The sequence below is a fragment of the Eggerthella sp. AM16-19 genome, assembly GCF_003474385.1.
Taxonomy (GTDB): domain Bacteria; phylum Actinomycetota; class Coriobacteriia; order Coriobacteriales; family Eggerthellaceae; genus Senegalimassilia.
In genome coordinates, this window is record NZ_QUCY01000009.1 from 32,139 (window position 1) to 49,305 (window position 17,167).

Here is a 17,167-nt window from a genome sequence, read left to right on the forward strand (position 1 = left end):
ACATGGAAGTTACAACGATTGGCGCTTCCGGCTCGAAGGCCCTGCGCTGCCTGCTCGCAGCGCTTATCGCCCTGAGCTCGGTCATAGGCTCTCTTGCGGTCTCGGGGCAAAGCGCATTCGCCGCAGAGACCGCCTCGTTGAGCATCGGGGGCAAGATTCCTTATGCGGGCTACACGACCACATGGATGTACGCCGACGGAGAGATGGCCTATTGCGGGAACCCCTCTGCGGCAACGCCACCTGCAGGCACCTACACCAAGAGCGCCATCAACTCGACCTCGGGGCGCGATGCGGAGACCATAGCGGACCTCTGGTTCAGCTATGGGAGTCCGGGGTTCGATGCGAGTCTCTGGCCAGGCACGTGGTATGACGGTACGGCCATGACGGATGCGCGCTATGCGGCGCTCGCGCACATCCTGCTCTCGGACACGTTCTCCAGCAATGGCAGCTACGCGCTCTACGGATGTAACGAGTCCTTCAAGGAGTGGTGCCGCTACTACGTCATCGGCTTCGACTCGTCGGGCACGATGTGCAACGACGATGCGACTGGTCGAAAGATCTCGCGCATGCAGGGCGAGGTTCCCTCGAACTTCGAGGCTTTCATGCTCTACACGGGCGCGGGAAACCAGCTGATCCTCTCGTTCAAGTACACTCCCTACGGAAAGATCGACCTTAAGAAGGTCACCGCCAACGAGGAGATGTGCGAGGGTAATCCGCTCTACTCCGTGGAAGGCGCGGTCTACACCGTGTACAGCAACTCGGGGCTCACGGATGTCGCGGGCTCCATCACAACCGACAGGGACGGCTACGGCATATTGGAGGAGCTTGAGCCGGGCAGCTACTGGGTAAAGGAGACCAAGCAGGCACCGGGGCATGCGCTCGACCCGACCGTGTATCCGGTCGAGGTGAGGTCGGACGAGACCACGCGGGTGAACGGCAAGACCGTATCCGACATCCCGCAGTCAGACCCCGTGGGCATGCTCGTCGGCAAGGTTGACGCCGATACCAACGAGAGCGAGCCCGAAGGCGATGCGACGCTCGAAGGCGCACTCTTCACCGCCCGCTACTACGCGGGCGACTACGCCGACGCGGCATCGGCCGAGGCGTCCGGCGCGCCTGCGCGCACCTGGGTGTTCGAGACGGATGCCGATGGATTCGCCTACCTGGCTGACGAGTACAAGCACTCGGGAGATCCCCTCTACTACCAAACCAACGGCGACGCATCGATTCCCCTGGGAACGGTGCTGATCCAGGAGACCCGCGCGCCCCAGGGCTACAACCTCGACGATGGGCACGGCAGGGATCCGAAGGTGTTCTGCGTGCGGATCACGCAAGGCGGCGCGGTCGGCGAGTCCGTCTACACCTACAACTCGCCCAAGGTGCCCGACACTGTGAAACGCGGCGACTTCCGCCTCGTGAAGGAAGTGCCCGTGGAAATCTACGACTCTCCTAGCGGCGACATGCCACAGGAGGTCGTGCGCGTGCTCGTCCCAGGGGTCAAGTTCGAGCTCTACAACGACTCGGAGAGCGCCGTGCTCTCGCCCGAGTCGGGCAAGCTCGTCGAACCCGGCAACCGCGTGTGCACCATCACCGTCAATGAGAACGGACTTGCCACCACGAAAGACGACAACGCCAACGTAAACGGCTGGAGCAAGCCTTCCGACTGGACAGGCGCGCTTGCGTACGGCACCTACCGCATCCATGAGGTGATTCCGCAAGACGTAGCAGACGCCTTCAAGGCCAAGTGGGGAAAGACGCTCCTTCCCGTGGAGGACTGGAAAACCACGATCCGCGAGGAGGGGCAATACGACCCGCCGCAGCTCGTGAACGACCACATCCCGCAGACCCCTCTCAAGGTGGTCAAGGTCGACACCGAGACCGGCAGGCAGGTCCCGCTTCCCGTGAGCTTCCAGCTTGAGGACGCGAGCGGCAACCTCGTCACCTATACCTCCCACTACCCCGCAACCGATACCATCGACACCTGGACGGCCAACGAGCGCGGGGAGCTCACGCTTCCGATGCTGTTGGAAGAGGGCGACTACACGCTCAAAGAGGTAGAGGCGCCCTACGGTTACGTGAAGGAGCTTGAGGGCAAGGCCTTCCATGTGGACGCCGACTACAACGGCTGGGACGACCCACTCGTGATCGAGTTTTCGAACATGCCCCAGAAGGCGACCATCACCGTGGCGAAGACTGATGCGTTAACGGGAGATCCGGTCGATGAATCCGTCTACATCGTGAAGGCGGCAGAGACGATCCAGACGCCTGACGGCACGATACGCGCCCATGAGGGCGAGATCGTGGCAACGCTCACAACGGGCGAGGACGGCAAGGCGACGACGCCTGAGCTCTACCTCGGCACCTACACGGTATACGAGGCCAAGGCAAAAGACGGCTACGCGCTCGACATTGCCGAGAAGACTGTCACGCTCGAATACGCGGGGCAGGACGTGGCGTTGTATGACCACGAGGAGGCCGTGACCGACGAGCCCACGACCCCTTCGATCAAGAAGATGGACGCGCTCGACCCTGAGAAGGCAGTAGCAGGTGCCAAGTTCCACGTCTGGAACGACGAGGGCGCCTTCGACGAGGAGATGGCCACCGACGAGAACGGCGTCATATCCCTCGCCTACGCGAAGCACGGAACCTACCACATCCAAGAGGTCGAAGCACCTGAAGGCTACGTTATCGCAGACCTCGACGACGAGGGCAAGCCGACCGTGACCGACTTTGTAGTCAACGACCAGGGCATGATCGAGTGGGACGAGACTGGCGCCATGGCCGCCCAACACGAGTTCACGCTTGAGAACATGCCCAAGACCATGAAGACCACAGCGACCGACTCAGAGAGCGGGACGCACGAGGGCCAGGCGCGCGATGAGCTCACTATCGTGGACACCATCGAATACACCGGCCTCATCCCCGGCAATGAGTACACCGTGAGCGGAACCCTCATGGACAAGGCCACCGGCGAGCCCGCGCTCGATGACGAGGGCGACGAGATCACGGCGTCCACCACCTTCACCGCAGAGGAATCCTGCGGCACGGTAGACGTGACCTTCACCTTCGCGGGAGTGAATCTCGCAGGCAAGTCGCTCGTCGCATTTGAGACCATGGAGTTCGGTGGCGCGGAGTACATGGTGCACGCGGACATCGACGACGTGGAACAAGCGGTCGCCATCGTGGACATCGCCACCAATGCGCGCGATGCCGAGACCGGCACGAATGTTGGCACCATCGGTGAGCGCGTGAAGCTCATCGACGCGGTTGCCTACACCGGACTCGCGCCGGGCAGCTCCTACAAGCTGTTCACCATGCTCATGGACAAGGCTACCGGAAACCCGCTTACGGGCGATGACGGCCTGCCCATCGTGGGAACGACCGAGTTCGTGCCCGAAACGCTCGATGGCACCATCGACGTAGAGGTTGAGACTGATTCGCGCGAGTTAACGGGGCACGACATTGTGTTCTTCGAGAAGCTCTCCGATGCGGAAGAGAATATCATCGCAACGCATGAGGACATCGAGGACGAGGGGCAGACAGTGAGCTTCCCTGAACCCCTCACCGAACCCGAAAACCCAGGCAAGGGATACCCGAAGACCGGCGCTTTAGCCGAGGTCGATCCCGTCACGGCCAGTGTCGCAGTGATCCTGCTCTGCGGCATCGCAGGTGCGACCTACGCCTTTGTACGCCGCTCCCGCAAGCAGACCGACGCCATCGCCGAGATGGAAGAGGGAGTATTGGCTGGAGCCGACGAGGATTAAATCCGACTCTTTGCCCGTGCAGAGAAGCAATAGCTGATGGCAATTGAGCGACAGGGTGGGGCGCTCGACATGCGTCCCACCCTTTTTCGATACAAGGAGCAAAAGATGGAGAGAATACGAAAGGCGGCGAAGGCCACGAGTGTAATCGTCATCGCCATACTCACAGCGCTTGTTGTCACCGCACTATGCTCACCAGAGGAAGATTGGACAGAACTGGCTGAGATGATGGAAAGCCTGGATGGTCAAAGTGACCTGGAAAGACAGATTGATTGGGATAATCTCCCGAAAGAGGTAGTCGCTTGGGTCGAGGTGCCTGGCACGAGCATAGACGAGCCCATCGTCCAAGCATCTCCCAACTCTCCGGACGCATACCTCTACAAAGACGTGTTCGGCGAGGGGGCATACGGCACGCCTTACATTGACTGCGAATGCTCGATAGATTCTCGCTTCGTCATGGTCTACGGCCACCACATGTCCGATGGTTCCGTGTTCGCAGGCTTCGCGAGCTTCATAGATGAAGGTTATGCGCAAGAGCATGATGAAATCATCGTCTACAAACGCTCAGGGGAGATTCTTAATCTCAAGCCCATTGCGGTGAATATCGTGAGCGCTAGCCAGGAGAGCCTTGTAATAGACCAAGAAACGGAGGTTGCATCTCTTCTTAAATCAGTGGATCTAAAGCTAGCAGAAGCAAGCAGCGATGGACAACTCTTCGCATTCGCAACCTGCTCTTATCAAACCTGGAACAGCAGAACCGTTGTTTACGCATGCACATCTAGCGTAGCACGTTGACGACGAGCACGACCTCTACTCCAATCCTGCCCGGCCTAGAACGTCCCTTGACTCCTTTGCATCCCGTCATCCCGTCCCGCGCCATCTCCATATGTCAGACCAAGACGGCATATGGAGATGGCAAAATACGACTATGCAGAACTTGCACCTTTACTACGAGGACGGCAGCTCTTTTTCTTTGTATTTTACATTTCGTAAGGAAGCGCGAATTGAACCAACTGGAACACCTGAACGACGCGCTTGCGTACATCGAGGACCATCTGGACGGAACTCTCGATACGGACGAGGCAGCCCGCATTGCAGCTTGCTCTGCTTACCAGCTGAAGCGGATGTTTCCCTGTCTTGCGGAAATCACGCTCTCGGAATACGTCCGATGTCGTGCCATGACTCGTGTCGCCCAGGACCTTCTCGGAACCCACGAGAAGGTGATCGACATCGCCCTGCGCTATGGCTACGAGTCACCGAGGGCGTTCTCGAAGGCCTTCCGACGCGTTCATGGGATGTCGCTGAGCGATGCGTGGCAGCTCGATGCCAAGGTCACGCTTCATCCCCGCTCATATTAGAATCAACTGAATCGAGATGTCATCGGAGCGCACGTCAACGTTCAAGATGATTTCATGACAATGCGATGGAGCGCGCAAACAGCCCTACTGAATACAAAGCCGAAAAAAGCTTTGCAACCTAACTCTCGAATGAGCAGAGAGCACATTGCTGTTGTGCAAGAAGTGGCGACACAGGGCCTCGACTCAGCGCTACGAATGACTTGGTTGCACGCGATATTGCGGTGTAAAGCCGCCTTCTCCACAAATCTGTTTCACCAAGAGCCGTCTTCGAGACGTCGACTAAAATCACATGGTCGAATTCGAGCCCTTTAGCCTCTTCAAGCGTCAGTACCCTGATATCATCCAAAGGCTTCACGCTTGCGTATTCGCGATACTCAGCAATTTTCAACTGGACGCGCTCCAATTCTTCTGTTTGAAGCGTGATGATAGCCGCTGACTCTGTGGCGTATTCACCCGCAACGATTCTCTCGATCTCAGATGCGAGTGCTTCTCTGTAGGAGTCGTTATCCTTGCATTCCAAGATTCGTGGCTCAGAGCCATTTCTTTGGATCGATTCGATGCGAAGATGTTCGTTGAGATCGGCAAATGATGCGAACAGTCGCGTAATCTCCACTGTTGACCGATAGCTTATAGCGAGATGCGCCTCGCTGACTGACCCCTTGTGCTTTGCGAACAGTTCCCGTATCTCATCGAAGGAAGCCAATCCTTCGGAAAGAGCCTGATTCGGATCCCCTAAGAGCAGAAAGCGAGCGCGACAATAGTACGAGGCGATGACGTTAAGCTGTTCAAGGGTGTAATCTTGAACCTCGTCTATGAGCACGTACCTTATGTTCTCGGCTTCCAGGCACGCCTCGGCCGGTTCCTCCTTTCCCAACTCGCTCTTGACAAGATCAAGCATCTCGTCAGGCATAAGCGATGCGCCTTCGACTGCCGAAAGCCCCGATATCTCTTCCTTCAAGCTATTCCACGTATGCATGCGCGGGTTCTTCTCGCCAAGCTCCGGGAGCACGTTCTCGATGTATTCCTGAAACATGACATTCGGTGTTATAAGCACCACGTTCTCTGGTTTCAGGCTGCCGCGGTTCTGGAAGAACAGGTACGCCAAGCGTTGAAGCATAACCGAGGTCTTTCCGCTGCCGGCAACGCCCGACACCAGGATCGCAGACGCGTCGGGAGCGCGCACGATCGCGTTCTGCTCCTTCTGGATTGTCGCCGTGATTTCTTCCATGCGCGAAGAGCGGGCCCGTGACAACGACTCAATGAGCAGGTCATCCTGCAAGGCGATGTCTGTGTCGAAGTACGCGATGAGCTCGCTGCCGTCTATCTTGAATTGCCGCCGAAGGTCAAGATCCGCCTCGATCGTCTTCCCGTTGGCCTCATAGGAAACCCTTCCCTGCGACTGGCTGTAATACACCTCGGCAACGGGAGATCTCCAGTCGTAGACCAGCTGCCCTTTCTCCTTGTCCGAAAAGCCGACGGCTCCAAGATATATCTCCCGAGGCTTGCTTCGGTTGGGAAACCGCAAGATCAGCTTCGCGAAGTATGGCCTTTTCAGCAGAAGGGAAATGGCTTTGGCTTTTTCGATGTTTATCCGCCGTTCGTTTTCATGTTGCTTGATTATGGAGTTGGCGGCCTCGTATGCGGCAAGCGTCTCAATGGTGGCCGATGCGTCGGTGAAATCTGGCCTGATGTCTTCCATCATGGAAGACCTATCTGACCTCGCATTGGATTCGATCTTTTCGATCCTATGCGTAATTGCCTCATTGGTCTTCGAGAGATCGGAATGCACCTCCCTCAAGTGCTTCTGCTCGGAATCGAATACGGGATCGCTTGAACGCACCATTGCTCTCCTCTCGCACGAACGACAAATCGGCCTCGTATGCGCTCTTGGCCCAAAAGCTTTCGTTTAAACGAAAGAAAAACCCATCGGCGAATAAAAGACCATCGTCGAGGATATACAAGCAATCTCGAAAAATGCAGCCTGTTTTTTCGGGGATAAATCACGGTATAATTAAGATGCAAGAAGAGAAGCGGTGCTTCGGATGCTAAAAAGCATCTCTCGATGTAGGTATTTGCCGCCGTGCTGGTTAATTCAATCGAAGCGCGAAACTGCCCGAATCGGAAAACATTTCATTGAACAGATATTAATGCAAAGAATCAGGAGTCAAGGGGTCGGTTCTCTTGACTCATTGATCCATGTGCTTCGCGCCCCAATCGCACATGGCATCAAGCACTGGATAGAGCGTCTCGCCTTCCGGCGTGAGGGAGTATTCGGTCTTCGGCGGTACAACGGGGTAGACCACACGCTTTATGAGGCCGTCTTGCTCAAGCTCGCGAAGCTGCTGAGCCAGCATCTTGTCGGTCGCCTTCGGGATGCGCCGATGCAGCTCGCTGTATCTCAGCGTGTTCCCCTTGAGGTGCCAGAGTATCACGGCCTTGTACTTCCCGCCGATGAGCGAGATGGTCGCATCCACCGGGCAGTTGAACTCCCGCTTCGCATGAACGCCCATGCATCCTCCTTACTATCTATTTGGGAAGTATATACCCAAATAGTACATTCTTCCCAACGTGAAATCGGAAGCTATCCTTGGATGCAGAAACCTGTCGAAGAGAGGAGCTTTCCATGGATTTCCTAGATCTAGCAAAGAAACGGTATTCGGTACGGTCATATAAGAAAACGCCTGTAGAAGAGGAGAAGGTCGCCTGCATCTTGGAAGCAGCGCGGGTGGCCCCGTCGGCTGCCAACCTACAGCCGACACGCCTTGTCGTCATCGACAACGCGGAGGGAATGGAAAAGCTCAGCCGTGCGGCAAATGTCTACAGCGCGCCTCTCGCCATCATCGTGTGCGCGGACCACGCGAAAGCTTGGAAGCGCCCAGCTGACGGCAAGAGCACTGTTGACATCGATGCGTCAATCGCCACCGACCACATGATGATGGAGGCAACAAGCCTCGGGCTTGGGAGCGTGTGGATATGCTGGTTCGACCCCGAAGTCGTCGCCCACGAGTTCGGCCTTCCCGAAACCTTTGAGCCGATAAACGTGCTTGCCATCGGCTACAGTGACGAGCCCGCAAAATCTCCCGACCGACACGCGACCGAGAGAATACCTGTTGGAGAGCTTCTGGCATGCCATTAGGCGTTTTCTTGGCATAGAATAATGCATCCAGCAAATAGGTAGGTGATCATGGCCACATTCTATGTCGCGCGACATGGACAGACGTTGCTGAACGTGCTTGGAAGAGCGCAAGGTTGGTGTGACTCTCCATTAACTACGGAAGGCGAAGATGCCGCAGCGGGCTTAGGCAGCTCGCTCAAAACTGTTCCGCTGCATGCCGCTTATGCAAGCGACACTATGCGGGCGGTCCAGACGGCACGGATTTGCCTTGAAGCTGCTGGTCAGGGGTTTTGCCCCGTCGTCGAAGACGCCCGCCTGAGGGAATGGTGCTTGGGCTCGATGGAGGCCGAATCCAACGACGTATTCGCAAGACGGGTTTCGGAATGGATCGGACCTCCGAACTCTATGGACGACATGAACCGAAGACTGCCGGAGATCGCCGAGGCGTTAAGGGCGCATGACGAAACCCGCACTGCCGAATCGTTTCAATCAATAGCCAATAGGGCAATGGGGTTCCTGAAAGATGCCGCTGAGCTACATGGGAGCGACTCGAACATATTGGTCGTGACCCATGCCTTCCTTATTAAAACGATGCTGTTCGTCATCGAGCCAGAAAGACTGGATGCGCTAGGCAAGATAGACAATGGCTCATTCGTGAAGTTGTGTATTGAGTGAGCAAAAGGGGCGTTCCAAAATGCTCATTGCCTCTTGAACGCCCCTTTTGCTCACCCCCCCCCTTTTTTTTGCTCACTCATATTTGCGCAGGTGCTCTTTGGCTCTTTCGATGGTCATGGATCATCCTTCCTATTGCATGCTCAAACGCCCGAAATCGTCCCACTCGCCGTAAAGCTTTCCTTGGCGCGTTGCTTCGATGAGACGATCGAGTCGTTTTCGGTATTCATCGGGCCGTGATCGTACTCGTTGGATATTGTCGGCCCGGACGCGCTGATAAAGTGGCGGAAAGCTCTTGAAGCGCGTCCACAAACGGGCTTTCTTGAGCTCCCCTTCTATGCCTTCGTAGATGCGGAAGCTGCGCGGGCCCATCGCGGGAAGGCAGGCGCGCCCAACATCTGTCATCTTGCCTAATCGCTCAAGACGCCGTACCCGCTCCTTGTTGAGCTCCGACCACGAGCTTCCTCGCGAGCGTGGCGTAAAGCGCTGAAGCGCGCCGCAGCCTTCGAAGGACTTCAGATGTCCATCTATCCATCCGAAGCAGAGAGCCTCTTCCACAGCATCCAAATAGGCGAAGGCATCCTCTGTGGGTCTACCGCGCTTCAGCTTGAGCCAGCATTCGCGCTCGCTGCCATGATTGTTTTCGAGCCAGCAACGAAATTCTTCCCGCGTATGCGCGATATCGACGTTTTCGAGCTCGTCGAATTCTCTTGGTTCAGCCGCCATCTTAGAGTCCCAACTCCTCTTCTCCCCATTGCTTCATGGCGAGCAGGATGGGAATGAAGCTCTCGCCCTGCTCCGTTAGCGTGTACTCGACGCGTGGAGGCACCTCGCCGAAGTCGGTGCGCACGAGGAAACCATCATCCACGAGTTCCTTGAGCTGCTTTGAGAGCGTGGATTCGGATATGTTGCCGATGCAACGCCTAAGCTGCCCGAAATGCCTCACATCTTTGAGCGCAATGTAGAAGAGTATCTCGATCTTCCATTTGCCGCCAATCATGCGTTGAAGCATGGAAACCGACTTGCAGCGCTCTATCTCCTCGCCCTGCCTCCTTGCCATAAACCCAACTCCTATGTACTACAAAAAATATCAGTACTTCCAATTCTAGAGCTTCATTTGCATGATGGATGCGACAAGCCTAATCCTCATATGAGGATCCGAAGCAAGGAGCACATCATGCATTACACGGGAACAATCTGGAGGCCGCCCTATGAGGCCGATTCCCTCATCTTGGAAGCGACTGCGGGATGCACACATCGTGCTTGCAAATTCTGCACGCTCTACGACGAGCTTCCCTTCAAATTTAAAGCATCGGAACTATCCACGATAGAATCCGACCTCCTTGAGGCGCAGACATGGTTCCACGATCCGCTGTCGAAGATTGAGACGCGCCTTTTCAGCCTTCCAACATCCAAACGTTGCCGCGTCTTTCTTGCAGGTGCTAACCCGTTTGCCCTTAAGGCGAAGCGTCTGCTCGAGATTGCCGATCTCGTTCGCAAGTATTTTCCGTGGTGTAGGACAATCGGCTGTTTCGCGCGCGTGACAGATGTCGCCTCGAAAACAGGCGAGGAGCTTGCAGCCCTTCGCGAAGCGGGATACACCGGCCTCACCATCGGGATAGAGACGGGAGATGATGCCGCCCTTGCCTTCATGAACAAAGGTTACGCAGCGCAAGACATCATTGCGCAGTGTGCACGCCTGGATGCGGCGGACATCGCCTATGCCTTCTTTTATCTCGCGGGAATCTCAGGGAAAGGACGTGGTATCGAGGGCGCGCGGCTCACGGCGGCAGTCTGCAATCAAACGCGCCCCTCCCTCATCGGAGCGAACATGCTCACCATCTACAAAAACTCCGAGCTTTACCAGGAGATTCTGGCTGGCAACTGGGAGGAAGAAACGGAGATCGAGAAGTATCAGGAAATCAAAGCTCTCGTCGAAGGTCTGGAAATTCCCGTGGAATTCGCCATGCTCGGTGCATCGAATCCCGTGATGTTACAAGGCAGATTGCTCAAGCAACGTGCGCAAATCGTTGCAACCCTCGACCGTGTGATAGAAGAAATCGGAGAGGACAAGCTGCGCCTCTATCGCACGAACCTGAAGCACCTGTGATGCGTTTGGGTATTCAAGCAAGCATTCCTTAATACCGTCGTTTCTCACGCATAACCTTATGCTGCACTTCCGAGCTCGCTGAGCGCCTTTAGGGTCGCGTCCACGTTCTCGGCATGCCAGTTCTTGTACCCACCTGCATACTGCGAGGCATAAATACCAGAAAGACGGCTGTCGCTCAGCCCCTTCTGCTGTGAGGTAAGACGGACGCTGCCGCCGCTCGTTTCGATGTCGATGATCACATTGAGCAGGTCGTTGGTAAGCTTCACGGATTCAATGTCTGCATAGGGAACAACGAGTGAGACGTCCCGTTCCAACGTTCCCCAAAAGGACTCGAATGGAAGCAGGATGAGCTCGTTCTCGCACATCTGGAGAACCGCCACATCCCATGTTTCGAAAAAGCGGACGATCTTTTCGCTCAGATCCCCCGCTGCGCCTTTGACGATGATGCACCTATCTTCCAGGGGTTCATATCCTGCTTCTATCGCATATTCCCAAACCTTTTCCTCACGCGCCATAACTATTCTCCTTTCATCAGAAGCGCTTTATCTATTCTTCAACGGGAGTGACAATGGGATTGCCGTCCGCGTCTTGAAGCACGGTCATGCCTGTACAGCTGACGCCGGAGGATGCCATGAATCCTGTGAGCAGGTAGTTGACGCCTGTCTCGCGATCGACAAGGACATAGGTGCGATTCTGAGCATCCTGCTGCTTGTAGGTCTCGATGAAACGGTCGTTGGTTGCCTTCATGGGAAAACCTTTCTCTCTATAGTTGAAATGACGGGGATTGTTCGCTGCCACATTGGCCCGCAAGACTTGCCTGCGTATGAGCGGCTTGAATAATCTTCCTAGACCACACATTCGCATGCAAGCACGACGGTTTCACAGAACGCCTGTTCAGAGGCCTTGTCAAAGCCTTTTGACAAGCGTGTTAAAACCTTTCTACTGACACGTGGACTATCATTTGAATCAGCGCATGCTTAACGGCGCTGCAAAGAGCATTGAGAGACATGGACAGATGGAACTATCACGACAACTGAAAACCAGGAGAGAAGAGCAGGGGCTTTCCCAAGACGAGGTGGCGAAGGCGATATTCGTATCGCGCCAGACCATTTCGAATTGGGAGACAGACAAGACCTACCCAGACGTGCAAAGTCTGCTTCTGCTAAGCCAGCTGTACGACACCTCCATAGACGAGCTTGTGAGAGGGGACGCTGGGAGGATCCAGCAGGTCGTCGAACGGGATTCACGCAAGATGAGGCTTCTGTCGTACGGGATGATCGGCTTTTCTTTGCTGGCCTTCCTTTTCCTGCTAGGTTTCTCGCTCGCTTGGCCGGAACCTTCCAGCTTTGCCCGCATGAGCAAGGGCAATATCGCAGGCGGGGTCACATTCATCGTGCTCTACGCCATCGGGTTCGGCATGGCCATCGCCATCGACCGCCTGAAGAAGAAGCACGACATCGTCACTTATCGTGAGATAGACAGGTTCCTCAAGGGGGAGATTGGAGAAGAGCCAGATTCGGAAGGGCTTGCGCGCAAGCATCCGGCTCTTGGCGTTGTGGTAAAGCTCCTCGGTGGCGCGGCGATTGGGCTGCTTCTTGCAGGATTATTGCTTGCCCTCGGCGGATGAGCCTTCTGTTCCACGTATAGAAGTTCGAGTAAACGCATAGAACTTTCGCCTGCGTTTCTACTCTATGTTCTCGAAAAAGTCACCTTGCCTAAAATAATTTGAAAAGAGTCGCACATAGAGTGCGCTTTTCACGTTATGCGTAATAGGAGGTGAGATTCGGGGAATGTCACAAGGCGAAACTCAGCAAGATAACGAAGATTGCAGCAGCGCTAACCAAGTCAACGTCAAAACAAATGCATCTATTTTGGCGGAAAAGTTCGCGGAAGATCATTACGACGAGGTATTCCGCTATTGCGCAAGGCGTCTTCCCACCAAAGAGGATGCCCAGGATGCAACGCAGGAGGTATTCCTCCGCCTTGTGAGGAGCCGTGCTCTTTACGAGAGCAATGACAAGCCACTCGCTTACCTCTACACGTGCGCACGTAACGTTTGTGCCGATTTCTACCGAAAAGGCGTCCCCGGCGATCTTCGAACGGATATCGAATGGGAAGACGTGCCTGACCCATCCACTAAGGACGGTTCTCAATGCATGAGCCTAGCGGAAGCCGTTGCGAGCCTTGCGCCGGAGGAGAGGGAAGTCATCGAGCTTCGCTACGGGCAAGACCTGAGCGTGGCGGATATCGCCCAGGTTCTAGGCGTGTCACGGTTTACGGTCTATCGAAGCTGCAAGCGAGCCTTGCGGTCGCTGAGGCTTGCAATTGGAGATGATTGACATGACGAATATAGAAGACGAGCTCAAAAGATTCTACGCAGAGAACACACCGCCTATCGATCCTGATGAAAAGCATCGGGTCGTGGAGATGGTGGCACGAGCGTCGCAGAAAGACAGCAGCGCGCCAACCGCTGAATCGATTTCTTTTCGGAGGTTCGTGCTCACGCAGGTCCGTTTCATCAATCCCATATGCTGGATCTTGCAGATCGCGCTTATCGCATGCGTGCTGATCACAGGTGACATTTACAAGGCCTCAGAGATCCAGGCTCCTCTCGTCATGACATTCGCGATGCTCACAGTTGTGATAGCCATCCCATCTGCATTCAAGAGCTTCGAAAGCAAAACTGCGGAACTGGAGCTCGCTTGTAGATTCAATAGCGCTCAAGTGCTCGCGTCGAGGCTCATCATCTTCGGGCTCGCAGACGTGCTTTGGTTCTCAATCATCATCGCGGCAATGCCATCGTTTGCGACAAGCGATCCCTTCAGCATCTTCCTCTACGCATCTACGCCGTTCTTCTTGTTCTGTGCTCTGTGCTTCTACTTAGCACGCATTGCAAACAGACACGTGACAAGAGCGGCAATTGCTGCAGCAACGGTCTTGGTTGTCGTGCTCTGGCAGTCAATAGGCTTGTTCCCGCACTGGTATAGCGAGCTCTCATGGGGCACCTGGATGATAGCCCTCGTCCTCTCCATTGCCCTTGCCGCGTTCGAGCTTCGCCGACTCATTGGCGATATGAGCTTCGCCATAGCTCCGAGCTGCGCTCATAGCGTTCGATGACCTCAACATCCACATTTCTGCAAGTAAACACAAACAACAATCGAAAGGGATCATATGGAACTGAAACTTGACCGACTGACCAAACAGTTCGGCTCAGCAATCGCTGTCGACCGTTTGAGCGCGACCCTCACGCCGGGCGTTTACGGTCTTCTAGGCGCGAACGGGGCAGGCAAGACCACGCTCATGCGCATGATATGCGATGTATTGAAGCCGACTTCTGGAAGCGTCGTCTGGAACGGCGTGCCCATCGAGCGATTGGGCGAGCGCTACCGCAGCGTGCTTGGATACCTTCCCCAGGACTTCGGATACTACCCTGATTTCACGGCGCTCGACTTCATGCTGTACCTCTCCGCGCTGAAAGGATTGGATTCGAAAGCCGCTAAGCGAAGGTCGATGGAATTACTTGATCTCGTCGGACTTGCAGGGGTGGCTAAGCGCAAGGTGAAGACGTTTTCCGGAGGGATGAAGCAGCGCCTCGGCATCGCGCAGGCGGTCATAAACGACCCGCAAGTGCTCGTTCTTGACGAACCCACTGCGGGGCTTGATCCTAAGGAGCGCGTTCGTTTTCGAAACCTAATATCGGCGCTCGCTCAGGACAAGGTGGTCATCCTTTCCACACACATCGTCTCCGATGTCGAGTACATAGCAGATGAAATCCTCATCATGCGCGCAGGGCAGATCGTCGCAACGGGAACCGTCGAAGAGATACTCGCGCAGGTATCCGGCGTTGTGTGGGAATGCGCAGTCACTCCGCGCGAGGCGGATGCCATGTCTGCCCGCATGGCCGTCGGCAACGTAAGGTACGACCACAACGGCATGGCGGTCGTGCGGATCGTCTCGGATGTGCCGCCACATGAAAGCGGCCGCCTCGTCGAGCCGACGCTAGAGGATGTGTATCTCTACATCTTCCAAGAAGGTTCAGAAGACGCATCCGGCGATTTCGCCCGACCCAGAAGCCACACAAATCCACGCAGCGCGAGAAGAGGAGGACGCCGTGGGTAGCCTTATCAGATTCGAGCTCAAGAAGATATGTTCGCAGCGCGTAACGCAGGTGGCGGTCTTAGCCATCGCAGCCCTTCTTGCGTGGGTCACCACGTTTAATATCACCTCGCAGTTCGCCCTTGATCCCAATGCTGTCGGATCAGAATTCGAGGGCACTTCCGCCATCGCTCAACAGAAGGAGAATGCGGACGCGCTCACAGGACCCATCACCAACGAGGCAGCAACCGATGCCATACGAGAATGGAAGACCTTCATGGAGGGAGACGAGATAGCTGCGCAATACCAATGGGGCGGCTCGACCATGGGGACGGATGCAGAGGCCTATTGGGACTTTTACGCGCCGCGTACGAACTACCTCTCGCTCATCGTAGGTCCCTGGATGCAGGGTTTCGAGATGCCGGTATCCGTGGCCTCGCGCATCGACACGAACGTAACGCTTGACCTATACGGACAAGCGCGCCAAAAAGCGGCCTCGGAGCTGGCAGGCGGAAACCAAGCCTTCGCTTACTCGGAGGCAGAACGGGCCTTTTGGAAGGAGAAGGCAAGTAATGTTCAGACTCCCGTTGAGTACGGATATGCGGGCGGCTGGCTCGATTTCTTCGACATTTCGGCTTTCCTTATCTTCGCGCTCATCGTGTGCGCCATCGCCTGTGCGAGCGTGTTCAACATTGAATATCGCGAGAAGACAGATGCGGTTCTGCTTTCGACGAAGCTCGGTAAATCGAAGCTGGGTGCCGCCAAGGCGATCGCTTCGATCATTGTGGCAAGCGTTGTGTACATCATTATGCTCGCGGTCTTGCTCGGAGTGCCGCTCGTATTCTTCGGAGCAGAGGGCGCGGGCCTCCCCCTGCAACTGCGAGAGCTTTGCAATACCTACGACTTAAGCTTAGGCGCTGCGGTGCTGGCCTTATGCGTTGTCGGCTACCTCGTTATGCTGGGGTTGCTCGGGATCACCCTGCTGCTCTCCTCTAAGATGCGCTCTTCCATGGGGATACTTGCCATCATCGCCGCCATCGTGATCGTGCCGATGATGATGTCCAACTTGCACAACAACATCGCGAACCATGTGCTGTTCCTATTCCCGTTCCTGGCGCTCGATGCGAATAACTTCTTCGACATGGTTTCCTATTCAATCGGACCTCTGGTCATTGAATACCCCGTTGTGCTGGCGATCTTCTACGCGGCGCTGTTCGTGATAGGAACTCTGCTATCTAGGCGTTGCTTCAGCAAACACCAGGTAGCCTGACGGATAATAAGGCGATGCTGCCCGTATGGTTATTTGAACAGGCAGCATCGCTCATAGCAAGCTCTCTAATTCACTCCCAATGACCACCAACGACTTTCGTTTCCCAATGTCCCTCTTCCTTATGGCTAACTGTGTTGTAGCCGGTGACTATTTGACGGATTTCGCTATGATGCCCTGATCCTTCACCGGCCTTCATGTGCTCTTTCGCATGGGCGGAGGTGTTGCCGGTAATGTCGGTTCCGCAGATGTTGCAGATGGAGACCTCCACCGTGCTATAAATGGGAACGCTTTCAGTCCAGGCTTCCCTGTCAACGACCCATACGCGCTCTGTGTCCTCCACCCATTTCTTCTGTGAGGCGCTCTGGGACGGAACTGCTGAGTTTCCTTTTGGTTCGCCCGTAGACCTTTGATGTTGTGCATCCTCGGCAGAACCCTGGGAAGGCGCAGCTTTACCCTGGGCTGTTGCTTCGTCGCCGGATATGCTCTCGGCCTTCTCTGTCCCCGTCTCGTCATCCGCCTCTTGCCCAATAGACTCTGTTTCGGCTTCTGGCAAGTCAACGTTCTCGACCACGCCGTCAGCCGCATCGGCGACCGCCTGGTTCGCGCCTATTCCTCCAACGCTGGCGATGCCCGAGCATGACACGAGCGTGATGCCGACAGCAAACACCAAGCCGATAATGACGCATGCTATCGCCCACTTGACCTTATTGTCTCTAACCATCTCTTTGACCTTCATCTGCATCACCTTCCTACATGAAGCGGAATACCGCTTTGATAAGCCAACGC

General features: G+C 55.6%; 18 protein-coding genes. 11 read left to right on the forward strand and 7 right to left on the reverse strand.

From position 1 onward, the window contains the following. Window positions 1-2: 2 nt before the first annotated feature. The 3 genes from DW178_RS04810 to DW178_RS04820 all read left to right on the forward strand — a co-directional run bounded on the left by DW178_RS04810 (window position 3) and on the right by DW178_RS04820 (window position 5,119). Complete coding sequence (locus DW178_RS04810) at window positions 3-3,764, forward strand: VaFE repeat-containing surface-anchored protein (protein WP_118349971.1); 3,762 nt, start codon at window positions 3-5, stop codon at window positions 3,762-3,764. 105 nt (window positions 3,765-3,869) lie between these two features. Next, window positions 3,870-4,556, forward strand: a complete 687-nt coding sequence (locus tag DW178_RS04815) for a class B sortase (RefSeq protein ID WP_158574064.1) — start codon at window positions 3,870-3,872, stop codon at window positions 4,554-4,556. Between the two features lie 209 nt (window positions 4,557-4,765). After that, entirely contained in the window at window positions 4,766-5,119 is a 354-nt protein-coding gene (locus tag DW178_RS04820; protein ID WP_118349973.1) for a helix-turn-helix domain-containing protein, read from the forward strand. Between the two features lie 118 nt (window positions 5,120-5,237). On the opposite strand, the gene DW178_RS04825 is transcribed toward DW178_RS04820, so the two are convergent. Together DW178_RS04825 and DW178_RS04830 are read right to left on the reverse strand one after the other, a co-directional pair. Then, the gene (locus DW178_RS04825) at window positions 5,238-6,962 is read right to left on the reverse strand and encodes a UvrD-helicase domain-containing protein (protein WP_118349974.1); all 1,725 of its coding nucleotides are present in this window, start codon (window positions 6,960-6,962) and stop codon (window positions 5,238-5,240) included. 343 nt (window positions 6,963-7,305) lie between these two features. Continuing rightward, on the reverse strand, window positions 7,306-7,629 hold the full coding sequence (locus tag DW178_RS04830; protein ID WP_118349975.1) for a winged helix-turn-helix transcriptional regulator: 324 nt from the start codon (window positions 7,627-7,629) through the stop codon (window positions 7,306-7,308). A 113-nt stretch (window positions 7,630-7,742) separates the two neighbouring features. On the opposite strand from DW178_RS04830, the gene DW178_RS04835 reads away from it, so the two are divergent. Further along, on the forward strand, window positions 7,743-8,255 hold the full coding sequence (locus tag DW178_RS04835) for a nitroreductase family protein (RefSeq protein WP_118349976.1): 513 nt from the start codon (window positions 7,743-7,745) through the stop codon (window positions 8,253-8,255). 48 nt (window positions 8,256-8,303) lie between these two features. Beyond that, complete coding sequence (locus DW178_RS04840) at window positions 8,304-8,909, forward strand: histidine phosphatase family protein (protein ID WP_118349977.1); 606 nt, start codon at window positions 8,304-8,306, stop codon at window positions 8,907-8,909. Between the two features lie 129 nt (window positions 8,910-9,038). On the opposite strand, the gene DW178_RS04845 is transcribed toward DW178_RS04840, so the two are convergent. Together DW178_RS04845 and DW178_RS04850 are read right to left on the reverse strand one after the other, a co-directional pair. Continuing rightward, entirely contained in the window at window positions 9,039-9,632 is a 594-nt protein-coding gene (locus DW178_RS04845) for a YdeI/OmpD-associated family protein (protein WP_118349978.1), read from the reverse strand. Window position 9,633: 1 nt separating this feature from the next. Continuing rightward, window positions 9,634-9,966 carry a winged helix-turn-helix transcriptional regulator gene (locus tag DW178_RS04850; RefSeq protein ID WP_118349979.1) on the reverse strand — a complete coding sequence of 111 codons (333 nt, stop codon included), beginning with the start codon at window positions 9,964-9,966 and terminating at the stop codon, window positions 9,634-9,636. A gap of 117 nt (window positions 9,967-10,083) precedes the next feature. On the opposite strand from DW178_RS04850, the gene DW178_RS04855 reads away from it, so the two are divergent. After that, on the forward strand, window positions 10,084-11,016 hold the full coding sequence (locus DW178_RS04855; protein WP_118349980.1) for a radical SAM protein: 933 nt from the start codon (window positions 10,084-10,086) through the stop codon (window positions 11,014-11,016). Window positions 11,017-11,072: 56 nt separating this feature from the next. Here the strand turns inward: DW178_RS04855 and DW178_RS04860 are convergent, their stop codons facing one another. Both DW178_RS04860 and DW178_RS04865 read right to left on the reverse strand, forming a co-directional pair. Then, a complete protein-coding gene (locus tag DW178_RS04860) occupies window positions 11,073-11,531 on the reverse strand; it encodes a hypothetical protein (protein ID WP_118349981.1) in 459 nt (152 codons plus the stop codon). 31 nt (window positions 11,532-11,562) lie between these two features. Then, entirely contained in the window at window positions 11,563-11,763 is a 201-nt protein-coding gene (locus tag DW178_RS04865; protein WP_118349982.1) for a DUF6440 family protein, read from the reverse strand. A gap of 214 nt (window positions 11,764-11,977) precedes the next feature. Here DW178_RS04865 and DW178_RS04870 point away from each other — a divergent pair, with 214 nt between their 5' ends. From DW178_RS04870 to DW178_RS04890, 5 genes are all read left to right on the forward strand, one after another. Next, window positions 11,978-12,643 carry a helix-turn-helix transcriptional regulator gene (locus DW178_RS04870; RefSeq protein WP_158574065.1) on the forward strand — a complete coding sequence of 222 codons (666 nt, stop codon included), beginning with the start codon at window positions 11,978-11,980 and terminating at the stop codon, window positions 12,641-12,643. Between the two features lie 163 nt (window positions 12,644-12,806). Next, window positions 12,807-13,355 (forward strand): RNA polymerase sigma factor, encoded by a 549-nt coding sequence (locus DW178_RS04875; protein WP_118349984.1) that lies wholly within the window; start codon window positions 12,807-12,809, stop codon window positions 13,353-13,355. Window position 13,356: 1 nt separating this feature from the next. After that, a complete protein-coding gene (locus DW178_RS04880) occupies window positions 13,357-14,133 on the forward strand; it encodes a hypothetical protein (RefSeq protein WP_118349985.1) in 777 nt (258 codons plus the stop codon). 54 nt (window positions 14,134-14,187) lie between these two features. Further along, entirely contained in the window at window positions 14,188-15,135 is a 948-nt protein-coding gene (locus DW178_RS04885; RefSeq protein ID WP_118349986.1) for an ABC transporter ATP-binding protein, read from the forward strand. After that, window positions 15,128-16,381, forward strand: coding sequence for an ABC transporter permease subunit (locus tag DW178_RS04890; RefSeq protein WP_158574067.1), 1,254 nt, complete (start codon window positions 15,128-15,130; stop codon window positions 16,379-16,381). Before DW178_RS04885 ends, DW178_RS04890 begins: the two co-directional genes overlap by 8 nt. A 70-nt stretch (window positions 16,382-16,451) precedes the next feature. Here DW178_RS04890 and DW178_RS04895 read toward each other — a convergent pair whose 3' ends face one another. Beyond that, complete coding sequence (locus tag DW178_RS04895; RefSeq protein WP_147363815.1) at window positions 16,452-17,117, reverse strand: hypothetical protein; 666 nt, start codon at window positions 17,115-17,117, stop codon at window positions 16,452-16,454. Window positions 17,118-17,167: the final 50 nt, after the last annotated feature.